We start from the raw sequence: 24,258 nt of genomic DNA, 5'->3' as shown, positions 1-24,258 counted from the left end.
ACGGCGTATGTGGGGGACGATGTGATAGACCTTCAGGTAATGCCTAAAGTGGGGCTAGCATTGTGCCCATCGGATGCACATATTTTAGTGCAGCGACACTGCTCGATTACGCTCAAAAAAACCGCTGGAGAAGGCGTTGCTCGAGAAGTTGCCGATATGGTATTGGCTTCTCGCATGACCTTGGAGAGTGCGTACGAATTAGCTCAAAAACCGGAGTTTGAGAAATAATGATGATTCAATCTTTACCTGAGTTTCACATCGTAATCCCTGCTCGCTACGCTTCTCAGCGATTTCCGCAAAAGCTGATGGCCGATTTAGGTGGTAAGCCAGTATTGCAATGGGTATATGAGTTAGCACTAAAAGCGGGTGCTAAGTCGGTTATCGTGGCAACGGATCATGAAATAATCCAAAAAGCCGCGTTAGAGTTTGGTGCGACGGTTGTGATGACACGCGACGACCATGAAAATGGTACAGAACGTCTTGCTGAAGTCGCTGCAAAAATGGGGTGGCAGAGCGATGAAATCGTGGTCAACGTACAAGGTGACGAGCCGTTTCTTCCTGTCGATTTAATCCATTCGGCCGTTATGGCGCTTAGCCGAGATCAGGATGCTGAAATGGCCACCGTCGCGTGCCCTATTGAGCAGCTTGAAGACTTTTTTAACCCAAACGTGGTGAAGGTCATTTGTGACGAAAAGCAGCGTGCGCTGTATTTTAGTCGTTCACCAATGCCTTGGGACAGAGATGGTTTTGCCAGTAACTCAGATCGTATAGGCGTGTTGCCAGCAGACTTTCCAGCGCTTCGTCATATTGGCTTGTATGTGTATCGTGCTAGTTTATTGGCTCGATACGCAGATCTGCCAATGTCACCCATGGAACGGTGGGAAAAACTGGAGCAGCTCCGTTTCCTGCATCAAGGGATAAAAGTCCAAGTGGCAATGGCGGAGGGCTTACCGACTCACGGAGTGGATACCCCTGAGGATTTGGAAAAACTTCGTCACCAACTTTCCTTGGCTTGCATGTAGCTTTTTATAAAGATCTTGCCTGCATTATAAAAGCGACCAATCGTCACTGATTAGGTCGTTTTTTTGTGCTTTTTATTTTTACAATTTGGCCTTCTACCTCATTTAGGGTAGGAAAAATGTAAGTAATGCGTATACAATTAATACAAAGGTGATTGTTTTTTGCTATTTGCTTACATTTCGGTTTTCGAAGGACAAAATCATGAAAAAACTTATACTCGTTTCAAGCAGCTTATTCAGTACCGCTGTACTAGCGGCAATGCCAGTAAATCAGCCTGTTGGGTCTAGCTTTACCCTGAGTAGCGCCCCAAATCAGCGCGCCTTGGCCACTGCATTGGCTAACCCAGCAGCACCATTTCTCATGGTCAACCAAGAAGATGACGATAATTTCCGCTTTGGTATTGTCGGTCCTCTCGGTATTGGTATCGAGATGGGAGATGTTAGTGATTTGGATGATCAGGTCGAAGATTTGGAAGATATTCTTGATGCGACTTATGTAGATACAGCAGCAGCAAATACTGGTTTAGCTGAAGCAAATGAGATTTTGGGTGATATTGGTGATTCGGCCTATGTGAAAACATCGTTAAGCATGCAAGTGCCGTTTATGCCTTTGATTTATAAAACAGACAATAATGCTGCTTTTACTCTAGATGCAAGTATTTCTGCTGTAGCGAAAGGAAGCCTGTTGGCTGGAACTGTTTCGGTTAATGGATCTGATGAATTAGAAACAGACACTTCTTTTTATGCGCAAACAGCGACAGACCTTAAGATTGGTTTTGGCTATAGCCAAGCAATGTGGCAGAACTCCCATGGTATGTTGATCGGTGGCGCAAAAGCGAATCTTCATGATATTTCTTTAGGCCGTGCTTTAGTTGAATTAGATGATGAAGATGTTGATGCGGGCGATGCTATTTCGGATTCGATTTCAGATGATGCTGTTAGCAGTACTGGTGTTGGGATCGATTTAGGCGCTGTTTGGGTTTCTCACTATTATCAAGTAGGTGTGACTTTTGCCAATATTAATGAACCAGAGTTCGATGGTGCTGCCGTTACGACTAACACTGCTTCGGATGATTACGGCATTACTGCATCAGATAAATACGTTATGGAAATGCAAACTACCATCGATGCGGCTGTATCGACAAAAGGTAAGCAAGTCACTTTGGGTTTATCCTATGATACAAATGCCGTAAAAGATGCGGTGGGCGATGAATACCAGTGGGCAGCAGCGTCCTTGTCTTATTACGGTGATTCTCATTTCTTACCAGGCATTCGTATCGGCTACCGTCAAAACATAGCAGGTACAGAGCTAAGCTACGCTTCTCTTGGTCTAACGATGTTTAAGCGTTTAAATATCGATTTGGCTGTAGCGCTGGATACGGTAGAAGATGAGGATGGTGATGAGCTACCTCGCGGCGGTTACTTCTCAATCGGTTATGACACTGCATTCTAAAAGTGTAAAGATTTAATAAAAAAAGCCGATAACCTAACAAGGTTTCGGCTTTTTTTATTAATAGGGCTGTTACAAAAGTCCTTTGGTTTATAAGAGCGAATGAATGAACAAGTTTTTGGCGACTTTATGCATCAGTATTGCAAGCTCTTCTGCTGTGGCGAGTATGGCAATTTATCAACCTATAGGGTCTAGCACCGTATTAGGTGGGTATGGAAATCGTCATGCTTTATCCACGTCATTAAGCAATCCCGCTGCCGCGTATTTAATGGCTAATTTGCAAGGTTTTCGTGTCAATTTTCTGGGGCCATTAAGTATTGGACTTGAGGCGGGGGCTGGACCTGATTTGGGGGATAGAGTTGATGCGCTAGAAGCTACCGTTGATGGGGATTTTCCATCTGGATTAGATACCATTGAAGCGGATGCTGAAGCGGTTGCATTAGACGCAATTTATAATTCGACAGAAACGTATGCAGACGCTTATGTTGCCGGAGGGGGCAGTGTTTCTCTTCAAGATTACAATGGTGTGAATTACCGTCTTCCTGATGACAGCTCCGCCGCGTTAAATGCCGCAATTGCTCAGGCAGAGGCTGACGCGACGGCTGCCACCGATGAGTTTGTGGTGGATAAAGTTGCTGAGGTTAAAGCCGAAATAGAGGACCTTATTGATCAAACTAACTCATTGCTCGATGAAGTTGGTGAAACAACTTTTGTGAAATTTTCCACTTCCGTACAAGCGCCTTTTTACCGTTAATTTATAAAACGCGTCGTCGTGGTGTTTTTATGATCGACGCGAGTGCGTCTATAGTCGGTCGGGCCAGTATTTTAGCGGATGACTTAACGGTAACTGGGCTGGATGATTTGGATAGCATAACATCCGCCGAAGATTTAGCAGACTTTGATATTGATGGGCTTGATTACTCATCTGATATGTCTGTGTACATGAAGCGAGCAAGCGATTACCACTTTAGTATCGGCTACAGTGAGATGGTGTCTCGTACGGAAAACAGTGCAGTGATTTATGGCGGGCGTTTAAACTTTCATAAACTGTCGTTAGATCGAAAGCTTACCGTGCTGACAGAAGATGGAGATTCCAGTGTGTCTTACGGTGATTATTTCCTGAGTAGAGACGTCGTAGAAGAGAATATTGGTTTAGATTTAGGGGTTATCTTAGCCAGCAAGTACTATCAAATGGGCGCCACAATTTCCAACATCAATGAGCCTGAATTTGACTATATACCATTGGGGGATTGTACTGGCTTATCTGGAACCGATTTAAATACCTGTAACGCCGCCATAAGGCTAGCGGACAAAGGGTATTTGTCACTAAAAGAATCGTACAAAATGAAAGCTCAGATGACGTTGGATTTTGCCCTTAAGTCAAAAGATCAGGCGTTCTCTCTCGCTACTTCGTTTGATGCGAATTCTATAAAAGACCCTTTAGGTGATAAATATCAATGGGCGACCGCATCGATCTCATTTTTTAGTCCGACCGCGCTTTTTCCAGGAATTCGAGCAGGCTACCGTAAAAACATGGTGGGCTCGGAGTTAAGTTATATCACTGCTGGGGTTACGATTGGGCGACGTCTGGACATCGATATTGCTTATGCCGCTGAAAACGACCAAGGGGCCAGTGGTACATACTTCTCCATTGGCTATGGCTTTATGTTTTAGTGAAAGGTGTGTCGGTTAAATAAACAGCGTTTTTGTTGGCGTAATTATCGCTTCCAATGGCACGTCCCAACCTTCAACAGGTAGGCTTTTTACTTCTTGGCAATCGTGTGCAAGGCCTATTAGGCGCGGTTTCTCTGTGGTTTTTTTATTAGCAAACGTCCTATCGTAAAAGCCTCCCCCCATACCAAGGCGTCCACCTTTTGAGTCAAACCCAACTAATGGCAACAGCACTAAATCTAGCTCTTCACCGGAAACATAGTCCATCGTGACGGGTTCTTTGATGCCGAAGATATTTTCTTGCCAGACTGTTTCTGAGCTATAGCGTGCAAATGTTAGATGCTTGCCTTGCACCACAGGAAGGTAAGTCTCAATGCCTTGTTCCCAAAAATCAGCACACAATACATGAGGTGAAATTTCACCATCATTCGTTAAGTACAAGGCAACACGTTTACCACTTGTGAGATGGAAGTGGTCAGCATGTTCTTTGAAACGAGAAGATAATTGTAGGGCGGCAGACTGTTGCTCTTGCGAAGATAAATTTCGTCTTGTTTGACGTAATTGGCGGCGTAGGATTTGTCTTGGATCAAGATGAGACGTCATAAAAGGGTTTCCCGAGTTGCCGTTTCGGCTATTGGCCTTGAACCCAGTGGTTCAAGGTGGAAAGAACTGTGACTCTTTAGGCTTTCCGACGCACGGACATGCACACCAAACCAACAGGCTCTTTCCGGGGTATTACTCATAGGCTCAAGGGCGTTAAGCCGCTTCGAACAACCCAGGAAACGAAGTGAAGTATAGAGTAATCTAAGGTAGAAATCACGCCATGTACGATTTCGTTTTCTGGACTGTATGAAGAAAATTCGTGTTATATCCTTGCAATCAAAAAAGTAGATCAAAGAATAAACCAACAATGATTATTCATTGACCAACTTTGTTTGATGCGTCAATGCAGCATCCAGCTGAGAGGTCAGTTCTCGCAACTGTTGTTCGTTCGAACGCGCGTATTTTCGGCCAGAAAGCATATCGTGAGTAATATTCAACGCGGCCAATACCGCAATCTTTTCTAGACCGATGATCTTTCCACTGGCTTTGATCTCACGCATCTGACCATTTAAGTATTCTGCCGCTTCTTTCAAATCGGCTTCGTGCCCTTTAGGGCAATTAATCTTGTAATTTTGTCCCAGTATGTCGACTGAAACGGTTGGCTTATCCATATTGACTCCATTTGATAGCAAGGCCCACAAAAAATGGTCTGTTTTTCCATCATTGGGTAGCGAATGGCATTTTATGCTGCGAGTAAATTCGTTACAATTCCGAATTAACTTTATCCACACTGTTTATAGCAAATTGACGCCAATATGGAAATAAACCCGATACTTTCTAAGATAAAAGACCTCTCTGCCCGTGCTTTAACCCTTCGGGGGTATCTTTGACTATGAGTCAAAGAAAGAACGCTTAGAGGAAGTTAACCGTGAACTGGAAGATCCAGCCATTTGGAATGATCCAGAATACGCCCAAAAACTCGGCAAAGAGCGAGCAGCGCTTGAAGCCGTGGTTGAAACACTAGACAGCATGGAATCGGGTGTAAACGATTCTAAAGAGCTGTTAGACATTGCCGTAGAAGAAAACGACGAAGATTCTGTTGAAGCGGTCGAACTCGAACTGGAAGAGCTAGAAAGCTTATTAGCCAAGTTAGAGTTTCGTCGCATGTTTTCCAAAGAAATGGACGAAAACAGTGCTTTCTTGGACATTCAATCTGGTTCTGGCGGCACTGAAGCTCAAGATTGGGCCAACATTCTATTGCGCATGTATTTGCGTTGGGGTGAAGACAAAGGCTTCAAAGTCGAACTGATGGAAGTATCGGCTGGTGATGTGGCGGGTATCAAATCTGCGACGATTCGCTTTGAAGGTGAATACGCTTTTGGTTGGCTACGAACGGAAACGGGTGTACACCGTTTGGTTCGTAAGTCGCCCTTTGACTCAGGTAACCGTCGTCATACTTCCTTTGCGTCTGTCTTTGTGTCCCCTGAGATCGATGACAACGTTGAGATTGAAATCAATCCGGCCGACATTCGTACCGATACTTACCGTTCTTCTGGAGCGGGCGGTCAGCACGTAAATACGACCGATTCTGCGGTACGTATTACTCACGTTCCGACGGGCATAGTGGTGCAGTGTCAGAATCAGCGTTCACAACACGCCAACCGTGATTTCGCTATGAAACAACTTCGTGCCAAATTGTACGAATTTGAAATGTTGAAGCGTACAGAAGCGGCGCAAGCGGTTGAAGACAGCAAATCTGATATCGGTTGGGGCAGCCAGATTCGTTCTTATGTATTGGACGCATCACGCATTAAAGATTTGCGTACGGGCGTAGAAACGTCAAATACGGGTGCTGTGCTAGATGGCAATTTAGACCAGTTTATCGTGGCAAGTTTAAAACAAGGCCTATAAACGCCGTTCCTAATTTAGATAATTTAAAAAGAGTAGATAGCAAATCATGGCTAACGAAAATATTACAGAATCCACAGCACAATCCGATGACAATCGCTTAGTAGCAGAACGCCGCGGTAAATTGTCGGCCATTCGTGCCGAGCGCAATGCTTACCCAAATACCTTTCGTCCAAACGCATACGCTGCGGATCTACAAGCAGAATTTGGTGAATTAGAAAAAGCCGAGTTAGAAGAAAAAGACCATAAAGTGAGTATTGCTGGTCGTATTATTCGTAACCGCGGTGCTTTCATGTTGTTGCAAGACATGACGGGACAAATCCAAGCGTATGTCAACCGCAAAGCCTTGTCTCCTGAATTGCTTGCTGATCAAAAAACGTGGGATTTGGGCGATATTATCGGTATTTCAGGTCCAGTACACAAATCTGGCAAAGGCGACTTGTACATTGATATGCAAGAAGCGCAATTGCTAACCAAATCTCTACGTCCATTGCCAGATAAGCACCACGGTTTATCTGACATGGAAATGCGTTACCGTCAGCGTTACGTTGATTTGATCGTAAACGAAGAGTCTCGCGAGACGTTCCAAATGCGTTCAAAAATCATCTCTACGATTCGTCGCTTCCTAGAAGACCGCCGTTTCATGGAAGTTGAAACGCCAATGCTGCAAACGATTCCAGGTGGTGCGTCAGCGCGTCCGTTTGTTACCCATCACAATGCGATGGACATGAGCATGTACTTGCGTATCGCGCCAGAGCTTTATTTGAAGCGTTTGGTGGTTGGTGGTTTCGAGCGTGTATTCGAGATTAACCGTAACTTCCGTAACGAAGGTACATCGACTCGCCACAATCCAGAATTCACCATGATCGAATTCTACCAAGCGTACGCAGACTACAAAGATCTTATGGATCTAACGGAAGACATGCTTCGCACAGTAGCAGAAAAAGTTCTTGGTACGACGAAAGTGACGTACCAAGGTTCTGAATACGACTTTGGTGCGCCGTTTGTTCGCATGAGCATGTTGGATTCGATTCTGCACTACAACCCAGAATTGACAGCGGTAGACCTAGAAACCGTTGAAGGCGCGACAGCGGTTGCGAAGAAACTAAAAATCGACGTGAAACCAATCTGGGGCTTGGGTAAACTTTGGACAGAAATCTTCGAAGAAACCGCAGAGCACAAATTGGACCAACCGACTTTCATTACCGAATACCCAGCGGAAGTATCACCTCTGGCGCGTCGTAACGATGACAATGATTTCATTACCGACCGTTTTGAATTCTTTGTTGGTGGTCGTGAAATCGCTAATGGTTTCTCGGAGCTTAACGATCCAGAAGACCAAGCCGAGCGTTTCATGCGTCAGGTTGCAGAGAAAGACGCGGGTGATGACGAAGCCATGCATTACGATGCAGACTACATCAATGCACTAGAGTACGGCCTACCACCCACCGCTGGTGAAGGTATTGGTATCGACCGTTTGGTGATGTTGTTTACTAATGCGCCTTCGATCCGTGACGTATTGTTGTTCCCACATATGAAGCCTCAGGACTGATCCTAGGCCGGACAGTGACTGACAAATTCTAATGTATTTATAAGGCCTCAAATGAGGCCTTATTTTGTTTCTATTAAAAGTATTAAAGGGGTCAGATCCCATTAATAGAAACAAAATTTGCCTTATCTAATATCTACTTTTAAAGGGCTCTGACCCCTTTATAAAAAGTAATGGAGAGTTATATGAGTCGTTTTTGGACAGATAAAATTGCTTCTCTTGACCCTTATGTGCCAGGCGAACAACCGCAAGACAAAAAGTACATCAAGCTAAACACCAATGAAAGCCCCTATTCACCGTCGCCTAAAGCCTTAGAGGCAATGGCGCTTGAGGTCAGTGAGCGTTTACGTTTATATCCAGATCCAAACTGCGTGACCTTGAAAAACGCTTTAGCAAAAAGCTACCAATTAGAGGCGAACCAAGTGTTTGTAGGGAATGGCTCGGACGAAGTGTTGGCGTTGGCGTTCATGGGGTATTTTGCTGGTGGCAAACCATTGGCTTTCGCTGACATCACTTATAGCTTCTATAAAGTGTACGCTGGTTTATACAGTATCGAACCAAAGCTAATCCCGCTTAACGAAAGTTTTGATATCGTACCTGCGGATTACAATAACCTAGATGTATCCGGTGTGGTGATCACCAACCCGAACGCGCCAACGGGCAAAGCGTTACCTTTGGTGGATATTGAGACCATTCTAAAAGCGAATCCAGATGTGGTTGTGCTGGTAGACGAAGCCTACGTGGACTTCGGCGCACAAAGTGCTGTGTCTTTGATCAATCAATATCCGAATTTATTAGTGGTGCAAACCTTGTCGAAATCCCGTGCCTTGGCTGGGATTCGTGTTGGCTACGCATTGGGTCATCCTGATTTGATCGAAGGCTTGGAGCGATTGAAGAACTCCTTCAACTCCTACCCAATCGATCGCGTTGCTTTGGCAGGTGCGACAGCGGCTGTACTAGATGAAGCCTACCTAAAAGAGATTTGTGATAAAACCATTGCCACTCGCGAGCAATCTGTTAAAGATCTGGAAGCGTTGGGATTCAGTATTATTCCGTCTGCGACCAACTTTGTATTTGCCACTCATCCAGACAAGGACGCCGAGCAAATTTACTTGGCTCTAAAGGAGCGGGGCATCCTTGTTCGCTTCTTTGGCAGCAACAAAGCACGAATTGGGAACTACCTTCGTATTACGATCGGCACGGACGACGAAATGGCTTCGCTTACGGCTGCGTTGAAAACACTGTAATTGCCTATTTAAAGCTTCTACTAAAAGCTGTATCTAAAAACCGCTCCTTGATGAGCGGTTTTTTATTGGCTTTAGTGAGTTTGTTGTTTTTAAATAATGCGAAACGCTTCGAGTGCGCTTAAAGAAAATAGCGCTTAAATGGTTCATTGAGGTTATGCTTTCTTGGATTGGGTTTGGTTAAAAATAGTGCAATACTGGTACTCTATGAAATGGATACTTAACCGATGCGAGCCTTATGACGTCACCTTTATTATCGGAACAACCCACTACAGAATCCCTCGCAAATTTGCTTATTCGCGTGGCAAAAGAAGATCGTCTTGCCTTTTCTGAATTGTATGAGGCTACCCATCGGAAACTTTTTGGCATTGTTTATCGTATCTTGAAGAATCAAGCGGTATCCGAAGAGGTGCTGCAAGAGGTTTATCTTAGAATATGGGATAAAGCATCTAGCTTTGATGCGAACGTCGCGTCTCCCATTACTTGGATGGCAACGATTGCGCGAAACCGTACGATCGATGAGATACGGAAAAATACGCTGCCAGACAGTGAGGTCGATGTGGATTTTGATTTAATCGCTGACGACTCTATGACGCCAGATGACTCATTTGCTAAAAGCCGAGATTTATTAAAACTGGAAGCGTGTTTAGATGGCCTTGAATCGCCTCGTGCAGAAATGATTAAAGCGGCGTATCTGGACGGGTTTTCTCGTCAAGAACTTGCAGAACGTTTTGGGCAGCCGTTGGGCACCATTAAAACTTGGCTTCATCGCAGCATTAAGCAGCTGCAAGGTTGTATGAATTTATGAATAACGACGAAGAAACATCCATTCAAACAGTGGCGGCCGAGTACGTACTCGGTACCTTGGATAAAGACGAGCGCGACGCGGTAGAAGCTCGCCGTGTGAATGAGCCTTTGCTTGAGCGAGCCATTGTACAATGGCAGGCTCATTTTTCTGGGTTGAACGATTATGTGCAAGATGCAGAACCAAGAGCAGGCTTGTTTGACGAGGTTTTGGCCAAACTCGATCAGCAAACGAATAATAACCCCCTGAGTAAGAAGGCACTAAACTCAGCAACCTCCTCTGTTGTGGTTGAAATGGAAGCGATGCGAGTCAAGTTGAAACGTTGGCGATTTGGTGCGTTTGGCGCATCGGCTATGGCGGCTTGTCTTGCCATCGTTATGGTGGTTAAAGCACCCGTCGCGCCAGTGGCTCAGGCTAATGCGCCTTTTGTTGCCGTGTTTCAAGCAGATGATAAGCAGCCAGCTTTTATTATGTCGCTGGATATAGAAACTCGACAACTTACTGTTCGACCAATTACCGCACAAGGGCAAGAAGCAGGTAAAACGTATCAGTTGTGGATTAAAGCAGATGAGATTGGCCCAGTGCCACGTTCTTTAGGGTTATTGGCGAATGTTTCTGCACCCATTCAAAAGCAAATCAATTATGACCCAGCGGTGATTCGTCATGCGACGTTTGGTATCAGTGTGGAACCCGCTGGCGGTTCTCCAACCGGTGTGCCAACTGGTCCTGCTATTCATGGTCGACTCTACTCTACGTCTTTATAATTTAGACATCATGATCGTCAAAGCCAATCTAAACAGGTTGGCTTTTTTATGTTTTAACCCTTATTTTGAGGTTTTAGAAAAATAATTAAAAAAACATTTATTTGCTGAAACCTTTTTTAATTGTGCTCGTAGCTATGAGTGTAAAAGGAAAATATTACTCAATAAGACACAATGTAGAGGTTTATTATGAAAAATACATTTTCACGTATTGCGCTTGGTTTAGGTATTTTGACAATGACTGGTGCTGCGTTAGCGGGTGGAATGAGCGGTAAACTTGCGGTTAAAGGCAGTGATCAGGATGTTTCGGGTGGAACCGTCAGTGCTGATATGGTTATGGCTGATAGCAACGGTTGGTTAGTTGTACATCGTACGGATAAGGCGATGAAGCCCGGTCCTGTGGTGGCTTACGCGCCACTTAAAAAAGGCGAAAATCATGATGTGGCAGCAATTCTTACCGAATCTGTTAAGCCTGGTGAAATGCTAATGCTGATGTTGCATGGCGAAGCTGGTGGCATGAAAACGGGTATTTTTGAATATACCTTAGGTGCGAAAGAAGATGGGCCGATCAAGGTGGACGGCAAGCTAGTGATGGATGTGATTATAGCAAAATAATATAGAAGATTATTCATTAAGGGGTCGATGAATTTTTCTCGCCCCCTTATTTTTATGTTTTTTGTTTATCCCAGTAAGGGTGTGAACGGCCAAAAAAGTCAGACATAAAGTCGAGAAAATACACAACTTTTGATGACTTCATCCGATTTCCAGGATAGAGGGCGTAAATACTTTGTTGAGTATCTTTTTCTGAGCCTTCCCAGTTCTCTAGCAAGGCGACCAATTCCCCAGACGCCAAATATTGAAATACCAACCAGCGTGGAAATAAGATAACTCCTTGGCCAGCTAAAGCGGCTTGTACCAATATATCCGCGTTATTGCTGCATAAGTTTCCGGTGACTTCAATACATTCGAATAAAGTTTTGTCTTCTTGGCGAAAGTACCAATTACGCCGTCCGTTATTGCCCTTATAAACCAAACAATTTAAGTCGAGCAGTTGCTTGGGTTGGGACAGATGGCCGATTTTATCTTTTATGCTTTCAAGATAACTGGGTGCTGCACACAGTACGAATTGCTCATCTGCAATGGCTTGGTAATTTAAGCTAGAGTCTTCAAAACCACCAATTCTAATAACAATATCAGAGCCATTCGCTACGGGATCAACATAGGCATCGGTAAGCATCAGCTCGACGTTGATGTCTGGGTAGCGCTGTTGGAATTGACAGATTAATTTTGACAAGTGTAAACGGCCAAATGAAACAGGTGCATTAATGTTTAAGTTGCCTTGTGGTGTTAGAAGAGAGCCTTTGGCGTGCTCTGTCGCTAAATCTAAACTTGTTAATGCCTCTCTTACTTCGGCGAAATAATAGGTGCCCACTTCTGTAAGTTTTACTGCGCGGGTGTTCCTATAAAATAGGCGCTGGCCAAGGTCTTCTTCCAAGGATGAAATGTATCGAGAGATAGAAGAGGGCGGTAAATCCAACTCGCGTGCTGCAGCAACAAAGCTACCTGTTTTGACAACGGAAAGAAAAACCCTAAGAGGTTTGATGCTCATAATGCAATTATCACTTGTTATCTGTGTTATTGATTTAATTTAAGCACTAATGAAGAATGCCCGCAACGTAAACGAGTGGAATAAAACGTATGCAAATAATTATTTATCTCTTGGTGTTAGCAGCGGGCATGGGATTGTCTATTGAGGCTGGACTCTTAGGGCCTTTAGGTGAGTTGGTCGGGCACTTTTCAGCCACCCTAGCGATTTTTATGATTGGGTCGATATTGCTGTCATTGATTATGATTTTCTTTGCCAAGCCTAATTTGCCTGAGTTATTCAAACAGCCTAAATGGTTACTCACTGGTGGCGTCTTAGGCCCTGTTTATGTGGTATTCCTCACCATAGCCACACCGATTATTGGTGTCGGTATGACAATGACCAGTGTTTTATTAGGGCAAATCGGCATGAGTCTGGTGATTGATCATTATGGTTTGTTGGGCAGTGAAAAACGCGGTATTGATCCGTATCGAATTTTGGCCGTGGTGATGATTGTTGTCGCCCTTTGGCTTTTGAGTTAGGAGCAAATAGTATGAGCGTATTTTTCGCTGTTTTTATGTTGATATTGGGCGGTGTTGCCCTGTCTGTGCAATCTTCCATTAATGGACGTCTTGGTAATAGTGTTGGCGTGATAGCCAGTGCTTGGCTGACTTTTGTGATTGGTTTCGCTATCTCGTTCTTATTGTTTTTCTTCTTTGAACCAAATCATGAAGTCACTCTTTTTAGTGCGCCTAAATGGCAGATTATCGGGGCCTTATTTGGCGTAATGTACATGTTGATCGTGGTATTTGCTGTGCCTAGAATCGGTATCGCAGCGGCGACAGTGTGTACCATTTCTGGTCAGTTGATCATGAGTTTGATCATCGATCATTTTGGTTGGTTAGAAAACAATATTATTTCATTAGACAGTAATCGATATGTTGCCATTTTATTATTAATTGGTGCCATCACAATGATTTATCTGAGCAATAAACGCATCGCAAAAGTCGCTTAATAAACCATCATTTCATTTTTAATGGCCTAGTCGATCTGTAATAAATAGATTGGCTAGGCCATTTTTGTCTTTACTCTTCAAATACAACCGTCTCAATAGAATTGTCTCGAGAAAAGTCACTGAACAACGTTCTGTATTGTTCACTTTGCTTGTAAACTGACCTTTTTTGGTAAAATACAGTCGACTTTATAGTTAGTACTTATGGAATAGAAATGGAGATTCAGAAAGTTGATTTTACGGATTTAGACGATGCTAAGCGCTTTGTTAGCCAAGTGTCTGAAGTAGATGTGTTGCCTCATTTTAATGATCAGGGAAAAGCTGAATACAAGGCGCGAGTCTTGGCAGATATCGTAACAACGTTTGATATAGAACGTTTTCAGACTATTAAAGCCGTTTGTGCAGGAAAAATTGTTGGTTTTGGTGCGTTACGCGATGGCAATTATCTTACTCACTTATTTGTGTCTAAATCGCTGCAACGCCAGGGAATAGGAAAGCGACTCCTTAGTGCTTTATTAAATATGACAGAAGCTAATGAAATCAGCCTGCGCTCGTCGGTGAATGCGATTGGCTTTTATGAATCTTACGGGTTTAAAGCAACAGGGAGTGAGGCTGATTTTAATGGCATCCGCTTTGTGTCTATGTGTTTAACGCGTTGATTAAATTATTAGAAGGAAAGTTCTTTTGCCTGAGTTAAAAACAATAGGTCTTTTTATGGTGACAGCACTGGCAGAAATTGTCGGCTGTTATCTACCTTACCTTTGGCTGCGTGAGGACAAAACAATCTGGTTGTTAGTACCAGCGGCGTTAAGTTTAGCTGTATTTGCATGGCTGCTGACTTTGCATCCAACGGCATCAGGCAGAGTGTATGCGGCTTATGGCGGTGTTTATATCTTCGTGGCGGTTTTGTGGTTATGGGTTGTTGACGGTATTCGTCCAAGCACTTGGGATATAGTTGGTTCGGCGGTGGCTATTATGGGGATGGCCATAATCATGTTTGCGCCAAGAGAATCATAAATCGAAAGGCTCGGTGGTTGAATGTCATCGAGCCATCAATAGGTCGCTTAACTCAAAGCCTGTTAATAAGCCCCTTCACTGTATATCAATTCATAACTGTGACTGTAAATTTCTAAGATATTACCAAATGGGTCTTCCATGTAAATCATGCGATAAGGCTTGCTGCCCGGATAATAGTAGCGTGGTTCTTTCATGCGCTTTTTCCCACCGGCGGCGACAATTTTTTCTGCCAGCTCTTCTACATTTGGATCTTGTACGCAAAAGTGGAATATTCCTGTTTTCCAGTATTCGAAATTATTTTCTGGGTTCTCTTGTCCTTTAAATTCGAATATTTCCACCCCAATTCGATCACCTGTTGATAGGTGTGCAATGCGAAATTTCTCCCAGCCTTCACCAAAAACGTCGGTACACATTTCACCAATTGGGCTATTGTCTTCAACGATGTCGGTGGGTTTCATAATTAAATACCAACCCATGACCTGAGTGTAAAACTCGACTGCTTTGTCTAAGTCGGGTACGGAAATGCCAATGTGTGAAAAATTGCGTGGGTAAACATTACTCATAATTTCTTCCAATGTTGAGGTTTTAAGTAGGTTACAAACCCACAATCATTAAGTAAAATTATCATTTGAAATATTTATGAGTATATTTTGTAATGATTAATCCTCATTGGCTGCGCAGCTTTTGTTCTTTAGTGGAAATAGCGCATTTTACTCGAACTGCTGAGCAACTAAACATGACGCAATCGGGTGTGAGTCAGCACATTCGAAAGCTCGAAGAGCAGCTTGGGAAGCCGTTGTTAATCCGTCATGGAAAGCAGTTCACTTTGACAGATGCCGGTGAGTGCTTGTATCAAGAGGGGCGGCATGTTCTTAACAGCCTAGAGCAGCTTGAAAAACAAGTGGGTGAGGATTCGGCATTTGAAGGCGTGGTGCGAGTGGTGTCGCCAGGCAGTGTTGGTCTTAAGTTGTATCGCCAGCTGTTACTTCTGCAAAAAAAACACCCTAATCTGATCATCGATTATCGTTTTGCGCCCAATCGAGAAGTGGAGCGGTTTATTTTAGAGCACAAAGCCGATATTGGTTTTATGACCAGCTCGTCTGTAATGAATGATGTTCATATGCAAGCCATCGCGGAAGAAGAATTGCTTTTGGTGACGCCCAATACCCTTCAGTCGCCGAGTTGGCGGGAATTGCAGGCGCTGGGTTTTATTGATCATCCAGATGGTGCCTACCATGCTGGATTGTTGCTGGGGGCGAATTACCCTGAGTTTGAAGCGGGTCAAACCTTTAGAAAATCGGGTTTTTCGAACCAGATTAGTTTGATTTTAGAACCGGTTGCTATGGGGCTAGGATTTACCGTATTACCACGTCACGCGATTTCTGCGTTTAATAATCCAGATCGCATTTTTGTCAATTCCTTGGCGAATTCGGTGTCAGAGACTCTTTATCTCGGTGTTCATCGTCACAAGCGTTTGTCGAACCGAATGCACACTGTGATCGAAGAGGCGAAGCGTTGCTTGCGATAAAAAAGCCACGTAGATGGTATTAAACTGCGTGGCTTTGCATACGTTGCTTTCTACAAAGAGGGTAATATTAGAGACTGTTTTGCTTTTTTTCGATGCTTTGCAAAATCCCTTCCGCATCCAATCCAACGCGTTTTAGCATAGCTGCATGACTAGCGTGTTCTTCATATTGATCCGGTAAACCTAGGTGAAGCGTTGGGATGGTGATGTTGTTCGCCAATAAAAATTCGCTTACTGCGGAACCCGCACCGCCCATGATGGCGTTCTCTTCAATGGTCACGATCAGTTTTGCACTGCGCTGAGCCAGTAACGCCTCTTCATCAATCGGTTTCACAAAGCGCATATCGAGCAAAGTAGCGTCTAACTTATCTGCCGCTTGCAATGCATCGTAAGTAGGGCGGCCAAAACCACAGATAACAATACCTGATTGCCCCGTTCGTAGTGTGCGAGATTTACCGATTACAAGGGAGCTTAAGTTCGACTCAATGTCCACACCTTGACCCGTTCCACGCGGGTAACGCACTGCTGCAGGGCCTTGGTATTCGTAGCCTGTTTGCAGCATTTTACGACATTCGTCTTCGTCCGATGGGGCCATCACTACCATGTTGGGAATGCAACGCAGGTAACTTAAATCGTAAACACCTGCGTGTGTTGGACCGTCTTCGCCCACTAACCCAGCTCGGTCAATGGCGAATAAAACATCAAGGTTTTGCAGTGCCACATCGTGAATAAGCTGGTCATAAGCACGTTGCAGAAACGTAGAGTAGATAGCAACTACTGGTTTGATGCCATCGCATGCCATGCCTGCGGCTAGCGTTACGGCATGTTGTTCGGCGATCGCGACATCGAAATATCGAGTTGGGAAACGATCCGCAAAATCAATTAGGTCAGAACCTTCTTTCATGGCTGGCGTAATCGCAACCAGTCTGTCGTCTTGTTCTGCGGCATCGCAAACCCATTTCCCAAAGACATTGCAGTATTTTGGTCGTTTGCTTTTTTCTGTATTGGGTTTCGGGTCTGGTTCGATCTTGTTAATGGCATGATAGCCAATAGGATCCCCTTCGGCGGGTTCAAAGCCTTTGCCTTTTTTCGTGATAACGTGCAAAAACTGCGGTCCAGAGCGGTCTTTTAAGTTTGAAATGGTGGTGAGCAAGTGGTCTATGTCATGACCATCAATGGGACCAATGTAGTTAAACCCTAGCTCTTCAAACATCATGCCTGGTGAAACCATGCCTTTCATGTGCTCTTCGGCTTTGCGCGCTAATTCAAGAGCAGAGGGCAGTCCAGAAAAGACTTTTTGGCCACTTTTACGAATATTGTCGTACGTTTTGCTGGCCCAAATGCGGGCAAAATAACTGGATAACGCACCGACAGGTTTTGAAATCGACATTTCATTGTCATTCAAAATAACCAACATATCTGCTTTAACGTCGCCTGCATGGTTAAGGGCTTCGAATGCCATGCCTGCTGACATTGCGCCGTCACCGATAATCGCTACCGCTTTACGCCCAGTGTTCAGTTGTCGTGCTGCGAGAGACATACCCAATGCTGCGCCAATAGACGTACTAGAGTGACCAACGCCAAACGTGTCGTAATCGCTTTCGTCCCGTTTTGGGAAGCCTGAGATACCGTTTTCTTGGCGAATATTTAACAGGGCATCACGACGTCCAGTTAAAATTTTATGAGGGTAAGCTTGATGACCTACGTCCCAAACAATGCGGTCTTCAGGCGTATTGTACAAATAATGAAGCGCAACGGTGAGTTCTACAACACCCAGTCCGGCACCAAAATGTCCGCCTGTTTGCCCGACACTGTAGAGCATGAATTCTCGGAGTTCGCGGACGAGCGCTGGCAATTGCTCTTTTTTAAAGGCACGCAAGTCAGCAGGAGAGTTGACTTGATCAAGTAGCGGTGTGTTAGGTCGCGCTGTTGGTATCTCTTCGAACATGGGCACAGGTTTAGTCACATTTGGTTAATCTAAAAAGCGGGTAAGTATATCAGTGGTTGCGGTCAATAATATAGTTCGCAAGCTCAACTAACGGTTGTGCCGCATCACCAAAGGGCGAAATGGCAGCAAGCGCTTGCTGACGAAGCGTTTGAGCGAGTGCTTGAGCCCCTTCTAAACCGAGCAGTTTAGGGTACGTCGGCTTATTTGCTTCTTCGTCCGAAAATTGTGTTTTACCAAGAGTGGCGGTGTCACTGGTGATGTCAATGATGTCGTCTTGTACCTGAAAAGCAAGGCCTATTGCTGCGGCATAAGCATCTAATGCCGACAGATCTTGTTCGCTTATTGCACCAGTGCTGATGGCACCCATACGAACACTTGCCCGAATGAGTGCGCCAGTTTTATGTTGGTGCATTTGCTCTAGCGCTTCGATGTTTATTTGTTTGCCTACGTTGGCAAGGTCGATCATTTGGCCTGTTACCATGCCATATCGGCCAGACGCATGTACTAATTCTTGAATGAGTTGCAGTTGCGTTGCTGTATTTTTGTGTTTAGGGTGGCTCAATAATTCAAAAGCAAAGGTTTGCAGTGCGTCGCCAGCAAGAATAGCGGTCGCTTCATCGTATTGAATATGGCAAGTGGGTTTGCCTCTTCGCAAATCGTCATCGTCCATGGCTGGAAGGTCGTCGTGTATTAATGAGTAAGCATGAATTGATTCGATTGCTGCCGCGCTGGCGTCGGTAAGTTCGTTGACCTCGCCAAATAAAGAGGCCGATGCGTACGTCAGCATGGGGCGAACGCGTTTGCCTCCATTGAATAGGCTATAGGTCATTGCATCCTGTAAATGACGAGCAGGCTGATACTGGCCTAAATTTTGCGTAAGATAGTCATCGACTCGGTGACGAGCGTATTGAGAGAAATCATCTAAAGTCACGAATTTAATTCCGGATCAAAAGTTTCTAGGTGTTCACCATCTTGTTTTTCTAACAAAATTTGAACTTTTTGTTCAGCTTGGGTGAGAACAGATTGACAATCTTGGCTCAGTTTTACACCTTTCTCGAAGGCCTTTAAGGCTTCTTCAAGAGAAAGCTGATTTGACTCAAGCTGAGTGACAAGGGTGTCTAATTCGGTGAGATTTTCTTCAAAATGACGGACGGTTGTTTTTCGGGACATGATGACTACTCTTAGTTTAACCCACGTTTTGTAACAGAAAATGCGCTACTGTTCGAGGGCGTGTTAATGAAAATTACAAAAATCATGTAAGAAGATGTCATTCTTAGTCTTTGTTTCGTATAGAATCACAGGAATGTATCGATAACATTATAGCTTTTTTGTTAGGAGACGTGTGTGGATATCGCAACGTTAATAGGACTCATTGGGTCATTTATAGTAATTATCTCAGCCATTTTTGTTGGTGGTTCGGCGGGGATGTTCATAGACACCGCATCCACACTGATCGTGTTAGTTGGGTCTTTGCTTGTTCTTTTAATGACTTATCCTCTCAGTCAGTTTCTTGGTGCCATTAAAGTCGCTGCGAAAGCGTTCATGTTCAAAAGTATCCCGCTAGATACATTGATAGATGAAATTTATGGTTTAGCGGACGAAGCGCGTAAGGGAGGATTGCTGTCTTTGGAAGGCAAAGAGGTGAGCCACCCGTTTTTGTCGAAAGGGATTCAGATGCTCGTTGATGGGCATGATGGAACCGTTGTGAGAAATTTGCTCTCGAAAGATATGAATCAATCCTATTACCGCCACAGTAGTGGCGCGAAAGTGTTTAAAACATTAGGTGACATCGGCCCCGCCATGGGGATGATCGGTACCTTGGTTGGTCTGGTACAGATGTTGGCAAACATGTCCGACCCAAAAGCCATTGGCCCTGCAATGGCGGTGGCATTGTTGACCACTTTGTATGGCGCCATGTTAGCGAATATGGTGTGTTTGCCTATTTCAGCCAAGCTAAACACTCGAGCAGACGAAGAGCTTACTTGTCAGAAATTGATTCTTGATGCTTTGCTGGCGATTCAATCTGGACAAAACCCTCGCATTCTGGATGGTGCATTGAAAACCTACCTACCAGAAGGCAAGCGTGTTGAGCGTGAATAACATTACAGTTTAAACGGATTCGATAATGAGTGATGAAGAAGAGCAAGATTGTCCGGAATGTGTAGAAGGTTTGCCCGCTTACATGGGAACCTTTGCGGACCTTATGTCCTTGCTGATGTGCTTTTTTGTGCTGTTGTTGTCCTTTGCCGAAATGGACGTCATCAAATTCAAACAAATTGCAGGCTCCTTAAAAGTGGCGTTTGGTGTACAGCGAGAGGTGGAAGCGGAATCCATTCCAATGGGCACCTCGGTTATTGCCCAGGAGTTTAGCCCCGGCAGACCGGAGCCTACGCCGATTAATGAAGTAAAACAGAAGGCAGACACAACCCCTGAAAATACCTTGGAAGTGATTTGTAAGCCCGGCGATGCGGCATTAAAAGAGCAAAGCAACTCGGGTTCGCCTTCGCCGGTCACCTTTGTGGATAAATCCCATGCGGATCTGGATCGTGAGAAAAAAATCCAAGAAACCGAAGGCGATGCACAGATGATTGCCTCGGTCATGCGTGAAGAAGTGTCGAAAGGTTTGGTGGAAATTGAAACGCAAGAAGAGACCATAACGATTCGAATTAAAGATCAGGGGTCATTTGAATCGGGCTCGGCAGAATTGAACTACGATTTTATTCCGGTGATCGATGCCATTCGTGATGTTTTGGTGGGAATACAAGGGACTATTTCGGTTGAGGGGAATACTGACAATATTCCAATAGTAAGCGGTCGTTTCCGGTCAAATTGGCAGCTGTCTTCAGCGCGGGCGATTTCGGTAGCGGAAGAGCTTTTTGCGACAGGGCAACTTGATCAAAGTCGATTTGCCGTTACGGGCTATGCTGATACGCGACCTTTGGTGCCGAATGATACACCAGCGCATCGAGCAACCAATAGACGAGTAGAGATCGTCATTAAGCAAAACGACACGTCTCGCCCTAAAATGCGTAATACAGTGGACGAAATTCCTACCGATGGTGTGATTGAGTTCGACCGAGATGCGGTGGATGAGCTTAAACCGGATGAGATTTTTAAAAATCTTTAATACGTTAGAAAAAGAGAGCCTCGGCTCTCTTTTTTGTGTTTGGTCTTTAGCGTTGTGCATTTTTAATGCTGAGATTCAGGTGAATTTTTGCTATGGTTTGCGCAGACCAAATTGAGGAAGAAGTGATAATGCGAGTAGCAGTTATTGGCGCGTCCGGGCGCATGGGGAAAAAATTTGATTACCGCCATTCATGATGCCAGTGGCGTTACCTTGGGTGCGGCTATTTTAAAGCCAGGCAGCAGCTTGATTGGTGCCGATGCTGGTGAGATCGCAGGTGTTGGTAAACTGGGGGTGGCCGCTGTTGCCTCTCTGGCTGATTGTGTTAATGATTTTGATGTATTGATCGATTTCACCACGCCTGTATTAACGTTAGAAAATGCGGCTTTTTGCGCAAAATATCAAAAGGCCATTGTGGTGGGCACAACCGGTTTGAACGACGCAGAGAAATCGGCGTTGGCTGAGTTTGCAACACAATCCCCCGTTGTTTTTGCACCAAACATGAGTGTTGGTGTGAACTTGACACTGAAGCTATTGGCAACGGCTGCTCAGATCTTGGGTGACGATTACGATGTGGAAATTGTCGAAGCGCATCATCGCCATAAAGTAGACTCTCCTTCCGGTACGGCATTGCGAATGGGTGAAGTGGTTGCCGAAGCCTTGGGTCGTGATTTAAAAGAGTGTGCTGTTTACGGGCGTGAGGGACAGACGGGCGCTCGTACGCAAAAAGAGATCGGGTTTGAAACTATCCGTGCAGGTGACGTCGTTGGCGAGCACAGTGTTTGGTTTGCTACTGAAGGTGAGCGTATTGAGATTGTTCATAAAGCAAGCAGCCGTATGACTTTTGCGAAAGGCGCAGTGCGTGCAGCGGGCTGGTTACAAGGTAAAGCCGCTGGTATGTATGATATGCAAGATGTTCTCGACTTAAAATAACGGCATGATACTGAAAATATGAGTTAAAAAATGGCCGCTAATCTGCGGCCATTTTTTATGCGCTAAGGTGTAACAGAGAGTGCTAAAGTTAGGGGAGAGCACCTTGGCAAGTTTGCTTGATTCCAATCGTCCTTTCAGCTCGCCTTTCTTATTGATTACTGGTAAGTCGAACTGGGTGTTTAAGCACATCGGGATGACTTTTTGCAGTAGATTTGTTTGCCGTACGGGTTCTACATACGTAAGAACAGGTTCTAATAGGTCGTCGTCTTTTAGCTGACAGAATTGTCGCTTCGTTAGAACGCCTTGATAATTGCCATCATGGAATACAAAAGCATAATCTTTGTCCATAGGGAATTGGTCTTTGACGTCGTTTGCTGTAAGGCCTTCGACTTTGTCTGTATCCGTTGTCATCACCGTATGAACGGTCAGTGCTCGTGCGCGGTTCACGTCTTTTGCAAAGGCTTTGACATAGTCGTCGGCAGGATTAAGTACGATGTCCACAGGACTGCCCACTTGCACCAATTTGCCATCTTTTAGAACCGCAATGCGATCCCCGAGTCTAAGGGCTTCATCTAAATCATGAGTAATGAAAATGATGGTTTTCTGAAGGTTCTCTTGCAGCTCCATTAGTTGCTCTTGCATCTCGCTTCGAATCAGAGGGTCAAGCGCAGAAAAGGCTTCGTCCATCAACAGTATCTCGGCATCGGTACAAAGCGCTCGAGCCAGCCCAACGCGCTGTTGTTGTCCGCCTGATAGCTGGGAGGGAAATTGGTCTTCGTAACCCGCGAGACCGACAGTTTCTAACCATGACACCGCCTTGGGTTTCCATTCAGCACGTTTTTCACCTTTGATCAGAAGACCATAGCCTACATTGTCCAGCACGCAGCGATGGGGCATGAGCCCAAAGTGCTGAAAGACCATGGCCATTTTATGACGTCTAAACGTGATCAAATCCTTTGGCGATAGCGCCATGATATTTTCGCCATCCACTTTTATTTTACCTGCCGTTGGGTCTATAAGGCGGTTAAAATGGCGTATCAGTGTGGACTTTCCTGAGCCTGATAACCCCATGATGACAAAAATTTCACCGCGTTTAACGCTTAAGTTAATGTCTTGCAGGCCAATGGTATGACTGGTTTCGGCGAGTATGTCTTCTTTCGAAGCACCGGCTTTGACTTTGGGCAAAACCTCTTCAGCTTTGGGGCCAAAAATTTGGTACAGACCTTCAATTTCAATGAGTGTTTCGCGTGGATTATCCATTCTCTGTCCCCTCAAGGTGTTTTTGTGCTCGTTTTGCGTAGCTTTGAGAGACACGATCAAAAATAATGGCCAGTGCGACAATGGCCAGACCGTTTAATAAACCCAGTGTAAAATATTGATTAGTAATGGATTTCAATACAGGTTGTCCCAAACCTTTAACGCCGATCATTGACGCCACAACAACCATAGCGAGCGCCATCATAATGGTTTGGTTAATGCCTGCCATGATAGTTGGCATAGCAAGGGGGATTTGTACGCCAAACAATCGCTGGGTGGGCGTTGCGCCATAAGCCGTTGCTGCTTCCAAGGTTTCGCGATTGACTAGTCGAATGCCTAAATTGGTCAAACGGATGACGGGCGGAATAGCGTAAATGACCACGGCGATAACGCCTGGAATTCGTCCAATACCTAGCAGCATAACAACAGGAATCAAGTAAACAAAAGCGGGCATGGTCTGCATAATATCAAGCAATGGCGTGATGATGGACTTAGCTCGGTCGGATCTTGCCATCAAGATACCGATGGGGATGCCAATACAAATAGATAAGATGGTACACACGGTAATGATGCTTAGCGTCCGCATCGTGTCTTCCCACATGCCAAAATAACCGATGGCCAGAAAAGACACCAAAACGCCAGCACAGAGCTTCCAAGAGCGTGTAGCGGCGTAAACAAGTCCTATGATGATGGACAGAACAATCCACCAAGGTGTTTGTATTAGAAGGTTTTCAAACCAGATTAAAAAATGCAAAAGGGGATTGAAGAAGTTTTCTATGGATTCGCCATAGGCGCGTGAAAAGGAACGATAAGCGCCGTCTAGCGTTTGTCGAATCGCAAGTAAATCTCGACGACTCATGTCCGGAAATTCAGTTAACCAAGAGGTGTCTGACATAAATGAGTTCTC

26 protein-coding genes, 1 other RNA gene and 2 pseudogenes are annotated in these 24,258 nt (G+C 44.8%); 19 read left to right on the top strand and 10 right to left on the bottom strand.

The window, feature by feature from the left end:
* The 5 genes and pseudogenes from N5P32_RS08135 to traF (N5P32_RS08115) form a co-directional block, all read left to right on the top strand.
* Positions 1 to 228 (top strand): annotated as a pseudogene (locus tag N5P32_RS08135) (KdsC family phosphatase); the annotation flags it as partial.
* A complete protein-coding gene (kdsB, locus tag N5P32_RS08130) occupies positions 228 to 1,022 on the top strand; it encodes a 3-deoxy-manno-octulosonate cytidylyltransferase (RefSeq protein ID WP_265728592.1) in 795 nt (264 codons plus the stop codon). The pseudogene N5P32_RS08135 and the gene kdsB, both read left to right, overlap by 1 nt.
* A 199-nt stretch (positions 1,023 to 1,221) precedes the next feature.
* Complete coding sequence (gene traF / locus N5P32_RS08125; protein WP_265728591.1) at positions 1,222 to 2,472, top strand: conjugal transfer protein TraF; 1,251 nt, start codon at positions 1,222 to 1,224, stop codon at positions 2,470 to 2,472.
* Positions 2,473 to 2,575: 103 nt separating this feature from the next.
* On the top strand, positions 2,576 to 3,223 hold the full coding sequence (locus N5P32_RS08120; RefSeq protein ID WP_265728590.1) for a conjugal transfer protein TraF: 648 nt from the start codon (positions 2,576 to 2,578) through the stop codon (positions 3,221 to 3,223).
* Positions 3,224 to 3,252: 29 nt separating this feature from the next.
* Complete coding sequence (gene traF, locus N5P32_RS08115; protein ID WP_265728589.1) at positions 3,253 to 4,143, top strand: conjugal transfer protein TraF; 891 nt, start codon at positions 3,253 to 3,255, stop codon at positions 4,141 to 4,143.
* Between the two features lie 15 nt (positions 4,144 to 4,158).
* Here the strand turns inward: traF (N5P32_RS08115) and N5P32_RS08110 are convergent, their stop codons facing one another.
* The 3 genes from N5P32_RS08110 to N5P32_RS08100 form a co-directional block, all read right to left on the bottom strand.
* Positions 4,159 to 4,743, bottom strand: a complete 585-nt coding sequence (locus N5P32_RS08110) for a 5-formyltetrahydrofolate cyclo-ligase (RefSeq protein ID WP_265728588.1) — start codon at positions 4,741 to 4,743, stop codon at positions 4,159 to 4,161.
* 4 nt (positions 4,744 to 4,747) lie between these two features.
* Positions 4,748 to 4,925, bottom strand: a non-coding RNA gene (gene ssrS, locus N5P32_RS08105) — 6S RNA.
* A gap of 129 nt (positions 4,926 to 5,054) precedes the next feature.
* A complete protein-coding gene (locus N5P32_RS08100) occupies positions 5,055 to 5,354 on the bottom strand; it encodes a cell division protein ZapA (protein ID WP_265728587.1) in 300 nt (99 codons plus the stop codon).
* A gap of 144 nt (positions 5,355 to 5,498) precedes the next feature.
* On the opposite strand from N5P32_RS08100, the gene prfB reads away from it, so the two are divergent.
* The 6 genes from prfB (at position 5,499) to N5P32_RS08070 (ending at position 11,565) form a co-directional block, all read left to right on the top strand.
* Positions 5,499 to 6,594, top strand: a protein-coding gene (prfB, locus tag N5P32_RS08095) for a peptide chain release factor 2 (RefSeq protein ID WP_265728586.1) whose coding sequence is annotated in 2 segments (ribosomal slippage) — positions 5,499 to 5,570 and positions 5,572 to 6,594 — 1,095 coding nt in all. Because the reading frame shifts where the segments join, the coding sequence is not laid out codon by codon here.
* Positions 6,595 to 6,640: 46 nt separating this feature from the next.
* On the top strand, positions 6,641 to 8,143 hold the full coding sequence (gene lysS, locus N5P32_RS08090) for a lysine--tRNA ligase (RefSeq protein WP_265728585.1): 1,503 nt from the start codon (positions 6,641 to 6,643) through the stop codon (positions 8,141 to 8,143).
* A 182-nt stretch (positions 8,144 to 8,325) separates the two neighbouring features.
* Positions 8,326 to 9,387: a histidinol-phosphate transaminase gene (hisC, locus tag N5P32_RS08085; RefSeq protein ID WP_265728584.1), complete on the top strand. Its 1,062-nt coding sequence runs from the start codon at positions 8,326 to 8,328 to the stop codon at positions 9,385 to 9,387.
* Between the two features lie 235 nt (positions 9,388 to 9,622).
* Entirely contained in the window at positions 9,623 to 10,192 is a 570-nt protein-coding gene (locus tag N5P32_RS08080; protein WP_265728583.1) for a sigma-70 family RNA polymerase sigma factor, read from the top strand.
* Complete coding sequence (locus N5P32_RS08075; RefSeq protein ID WP_265728582.1) at positions 10,189 to 10,953, top strand: anti-sigma factor; 765 nt, start codon at positions 10,189 to 10,191, stop codon at positions 10,951 to 10,953. Before N5P32_RS08080 ends, N5P32_RS08075 begins: the two co-directional genes overlap by 4 nt.
* 186 nt (positions 10,954 to 11,139) lie before the next feature.
* The gene (locus tag N5P32_RS08070) at positions 11,140 to 11,565 is read left to right on the top strand and encodes a DUF7282 domain-containing protein (protein WP_265728581.1); all 426 of its coding nucleotides are present in this window, start codon (positions 11,140 to 11,142) and stop codon (positions 11,563 to 11,565) included.
* A 52-nt stretch (positions 11,566 to 11,617) separates the two neighbouring features.
* Here the strand turns inward: N5P32_RS08070 and N5P32_RS08065 are convergent, their stop codons facing one another.
* Positions 11,618 to 12,559, bottom strand: a complete 942-nt coding sequence (locus tag N5P32_RS08065; protein WP_265728580.1) for a LysR family transcriptional regulator — start codon at positions 12,557 to 12,559, stop codon at positions 11,618 to 11,620.
* 89 nt (positions 12,560 to 12,648) lie between these two features.
* On the opposite strand from N5P32_RS08065, the gene N5P32_RS08060 reads away from it, so the two are divergent.
* From N5P32_RS08060 to N5P32_RS08045, 4 genes are all read left to right on the top strand, one after another.
* Positions 12,649 to 13,077: a DMT family transporter gene (locus N5P32_RS08060; protein WP_265728579.1), complete on the top strand. Its 429-nt coding sequence runs from the start codon at positions 12,649 to 12,651 to the stop codon at positions 13,075 to 13,077.
* A gap of 11 nt (positions 13,078 to 13,088) precedes the next feature.
* Positions 13,089 to 13,550 carry a DMT family transporter gene (locus N5P32_RS08055; protein ID WP_265728578.1) on the top strand — a complete coding sequence of 154 codons (462 nt, stop codon included), beginning with the start codon at positions 13,089 to 13,091 and terminating at the stop codon, positions 13,548 to 13,550.
* Between the two features lie 212 nt (positions 13,551 to 13,762).
* Positions 13,763 to 14,206 carry a GNAT family N-acetyltransferase gene (locus tag N5P32_RS08050; RefSeq protein ID WP_265728577.1) on the top strand — a complete coding sequence of 148 codons (444 nt, stop codon included), beginning with the start codon at positions 13,763 to 13,765 and terminating at the stop codon, positions 14,204 to 14,206.
* A gap of 25 nt (positions 14,207 to 14,231) precedes the next feature.
* Positions 14,232 to 14,564, top strand: a complete 333-nt coding sequence (locus tag N5P32_RS08045; protein ID WP_265728576.1) for a YnfA family protein — start codon at positions 14,232 to 14,234, stop codon at positions 14,562 to 14,564.
* A gap of 62 nt (positions 14,565 to 14,626) precedes the next feature.
* Here N5P32_RS08045 and N5P32_RS08040 read toward each other — a convergent pair whose 3' ends face one another.
* Positions 14,627 to 15,127, bottom strand: coding sequence for a lactoylglutathione lyase family protein (locus tag N5P32_RS08040; RefSeq protein WP_265728575.1), 501 nt, complete (start codon positions 15,125 to 15,127; stop codon positions 14,627 to 14,629).
* A 92-nt stretch (positions 15,128 to 15,219) separates the two neighbouring features.
* Between N5P32_RS08040 and N5P32_RS08035 the strand changes: the two genes are divergently transcribed.
* A complete protein-coding gene (locus N5P32_RS08035) occupies positions 15,220 to 16,092 on the top strand; it encodes a LysR family transcriptional regulator (protein ID WP_265728574.1) in 873 nt (290 codons plus the stop codon).
* Between the two features lie 67 nt (positions 16,093 to 16,159).
* Here the strand turns inward: N5P32_RS08035 and dxs are convergent, their stop codons facing one another.
* From dxs to N5P32_RS08020, 3 genes are read right to left on the bottom strand one after another with little or no spacing between them, the layout of a single operon-like run.
* On the bottom strand, positions 16,160 to 18,037 hold the full coding sequence (gene dxs, locus N5P32_RS08030; RefSeq protein ID WP_265728595.1) for a 1-deoxy-D-xylulose-5-phosphate synthase: 1,878 nt from the start codon (positions 18,035 to 18,037) through the stop codon (positions 16,160 to 16,162).
* Positions 18,038 to 18,086: 49 nt separating this feature from the next.
* Complete coding sequence (ispA, locus tag N5P32_RS08025; protein ID WP_265728573.1) at positions 18,087 to 18,968, bottom strand: (2E,6E)-farnesyl diphosphate synthase; 882 nt, start codon at positions 18,966 to 18,968, stop codon at positions 18,087 to 18,089.
* Positions 18,965 to 19,207 carry an exodeoxyribonuclease VII small subunit gene (locus N5P32_RS08020; protein WP_265728572.1) on the bottom strand — a complete coding sequence of 81 codons (243 nt, stop codon included), beginning with the start codon at positions 19,205 to 19,207 and terminating at the stop codon, positions 18,965 to 18,967. The genes ispA and N5P32_RS08020 overlap by 4 nt, the downstream gene beginning before the upstream one ends.
* Before the next feature lie 174 nt (positions 19,208 to 19,381).
* Between N5P32_RS08020 and pomA the strand changes: the two genes are divergently transcribed.
* The 3 genes and pseudogenes from pomA (at position 19,382) to dapB (ending at position 22,094) form a co-directional block, all read left to right on the top strand.
* Positions 19,382 to 20,137: a flagellar motor protein PomA gene (pomA, locus tag N5P32_RS08015; protein WP_265728571.1), complete on the top strand. Its 756-nt coding sequence runs from the start codon at positions 19,382 to 19,384 to the stop codon at positions 20,135 to 20,137.
* 25 nt (positions 20,138 to 20,162) lie between these two features.
* Complete coding sequence (locus N5P32_RS08010; RefSeq protein ID WP_265728570.1) at positions 20,163 to 21,164, top strand: flagellar motor protein MotB; 1,002 nt, start codon at positions 20,163 to 20,165, stop codon at positions 21,162 to 21,164.
* Between the two features lie 128 nt (positions 21,165 to 21,292).
* Positions 21,293 to 22,094: pseudogene (gene dapB / locus N5P32_RS08005) on the top strand (4-hydroxy-tetrahydrodipicolinate reductase).
* Here dapB and N5P32_RS08000 read toward each other — a convergent pair.
* Positions 22,086 to 23,354 carry a quaternary amine ABC transporter ATP-binding protein gene (locus N5P32_RS08000; RefSeq protein WP_265728569.1) on the bottom strand — a complete coding sequence of 423 codons (1,269 nt, stop codon included), beginning with the start codon at positions 23,352 to 23,354 and terminating at the stop codon, positions 22,086 to 22,088. The pseudogene dapB and the gene N5P32_RS08000 sit on opposite strands and share 9 nt — an antisense overlap.
* Complete coding sequence (locus tag N5P32_RS07995) at positions 23,347 to 24,246, bottom strand: ABC transporter permease (protein ID WP_265728568.1); 900 nt, start codon at positions 24,244 to 24,246, stop codon at positions 23,347 to 23,349. Before N5P32_RS07995 ends, N5P32_RS08000 begins: the two co-directional genes overlap by 8 nt.
* Between the last annotated feature and the right edge of the window lie 12 nt (positions 24,247 to 24,258).

It is taken from the genome of Marinomonas pontica, assembly GCF_026191375.1.
Taxonomy (GTDB): Bacteria; Pseudomonadota; Gammaproteobacteria; order Pseudomonadales; family Marinomonadaceae; genus Marinomonas; species Marinomonas pontica.
Note: the sequence above shows the minus strand (reverse complement) of the source record. Positions and strands in the feature narration are given on the sequence as shown.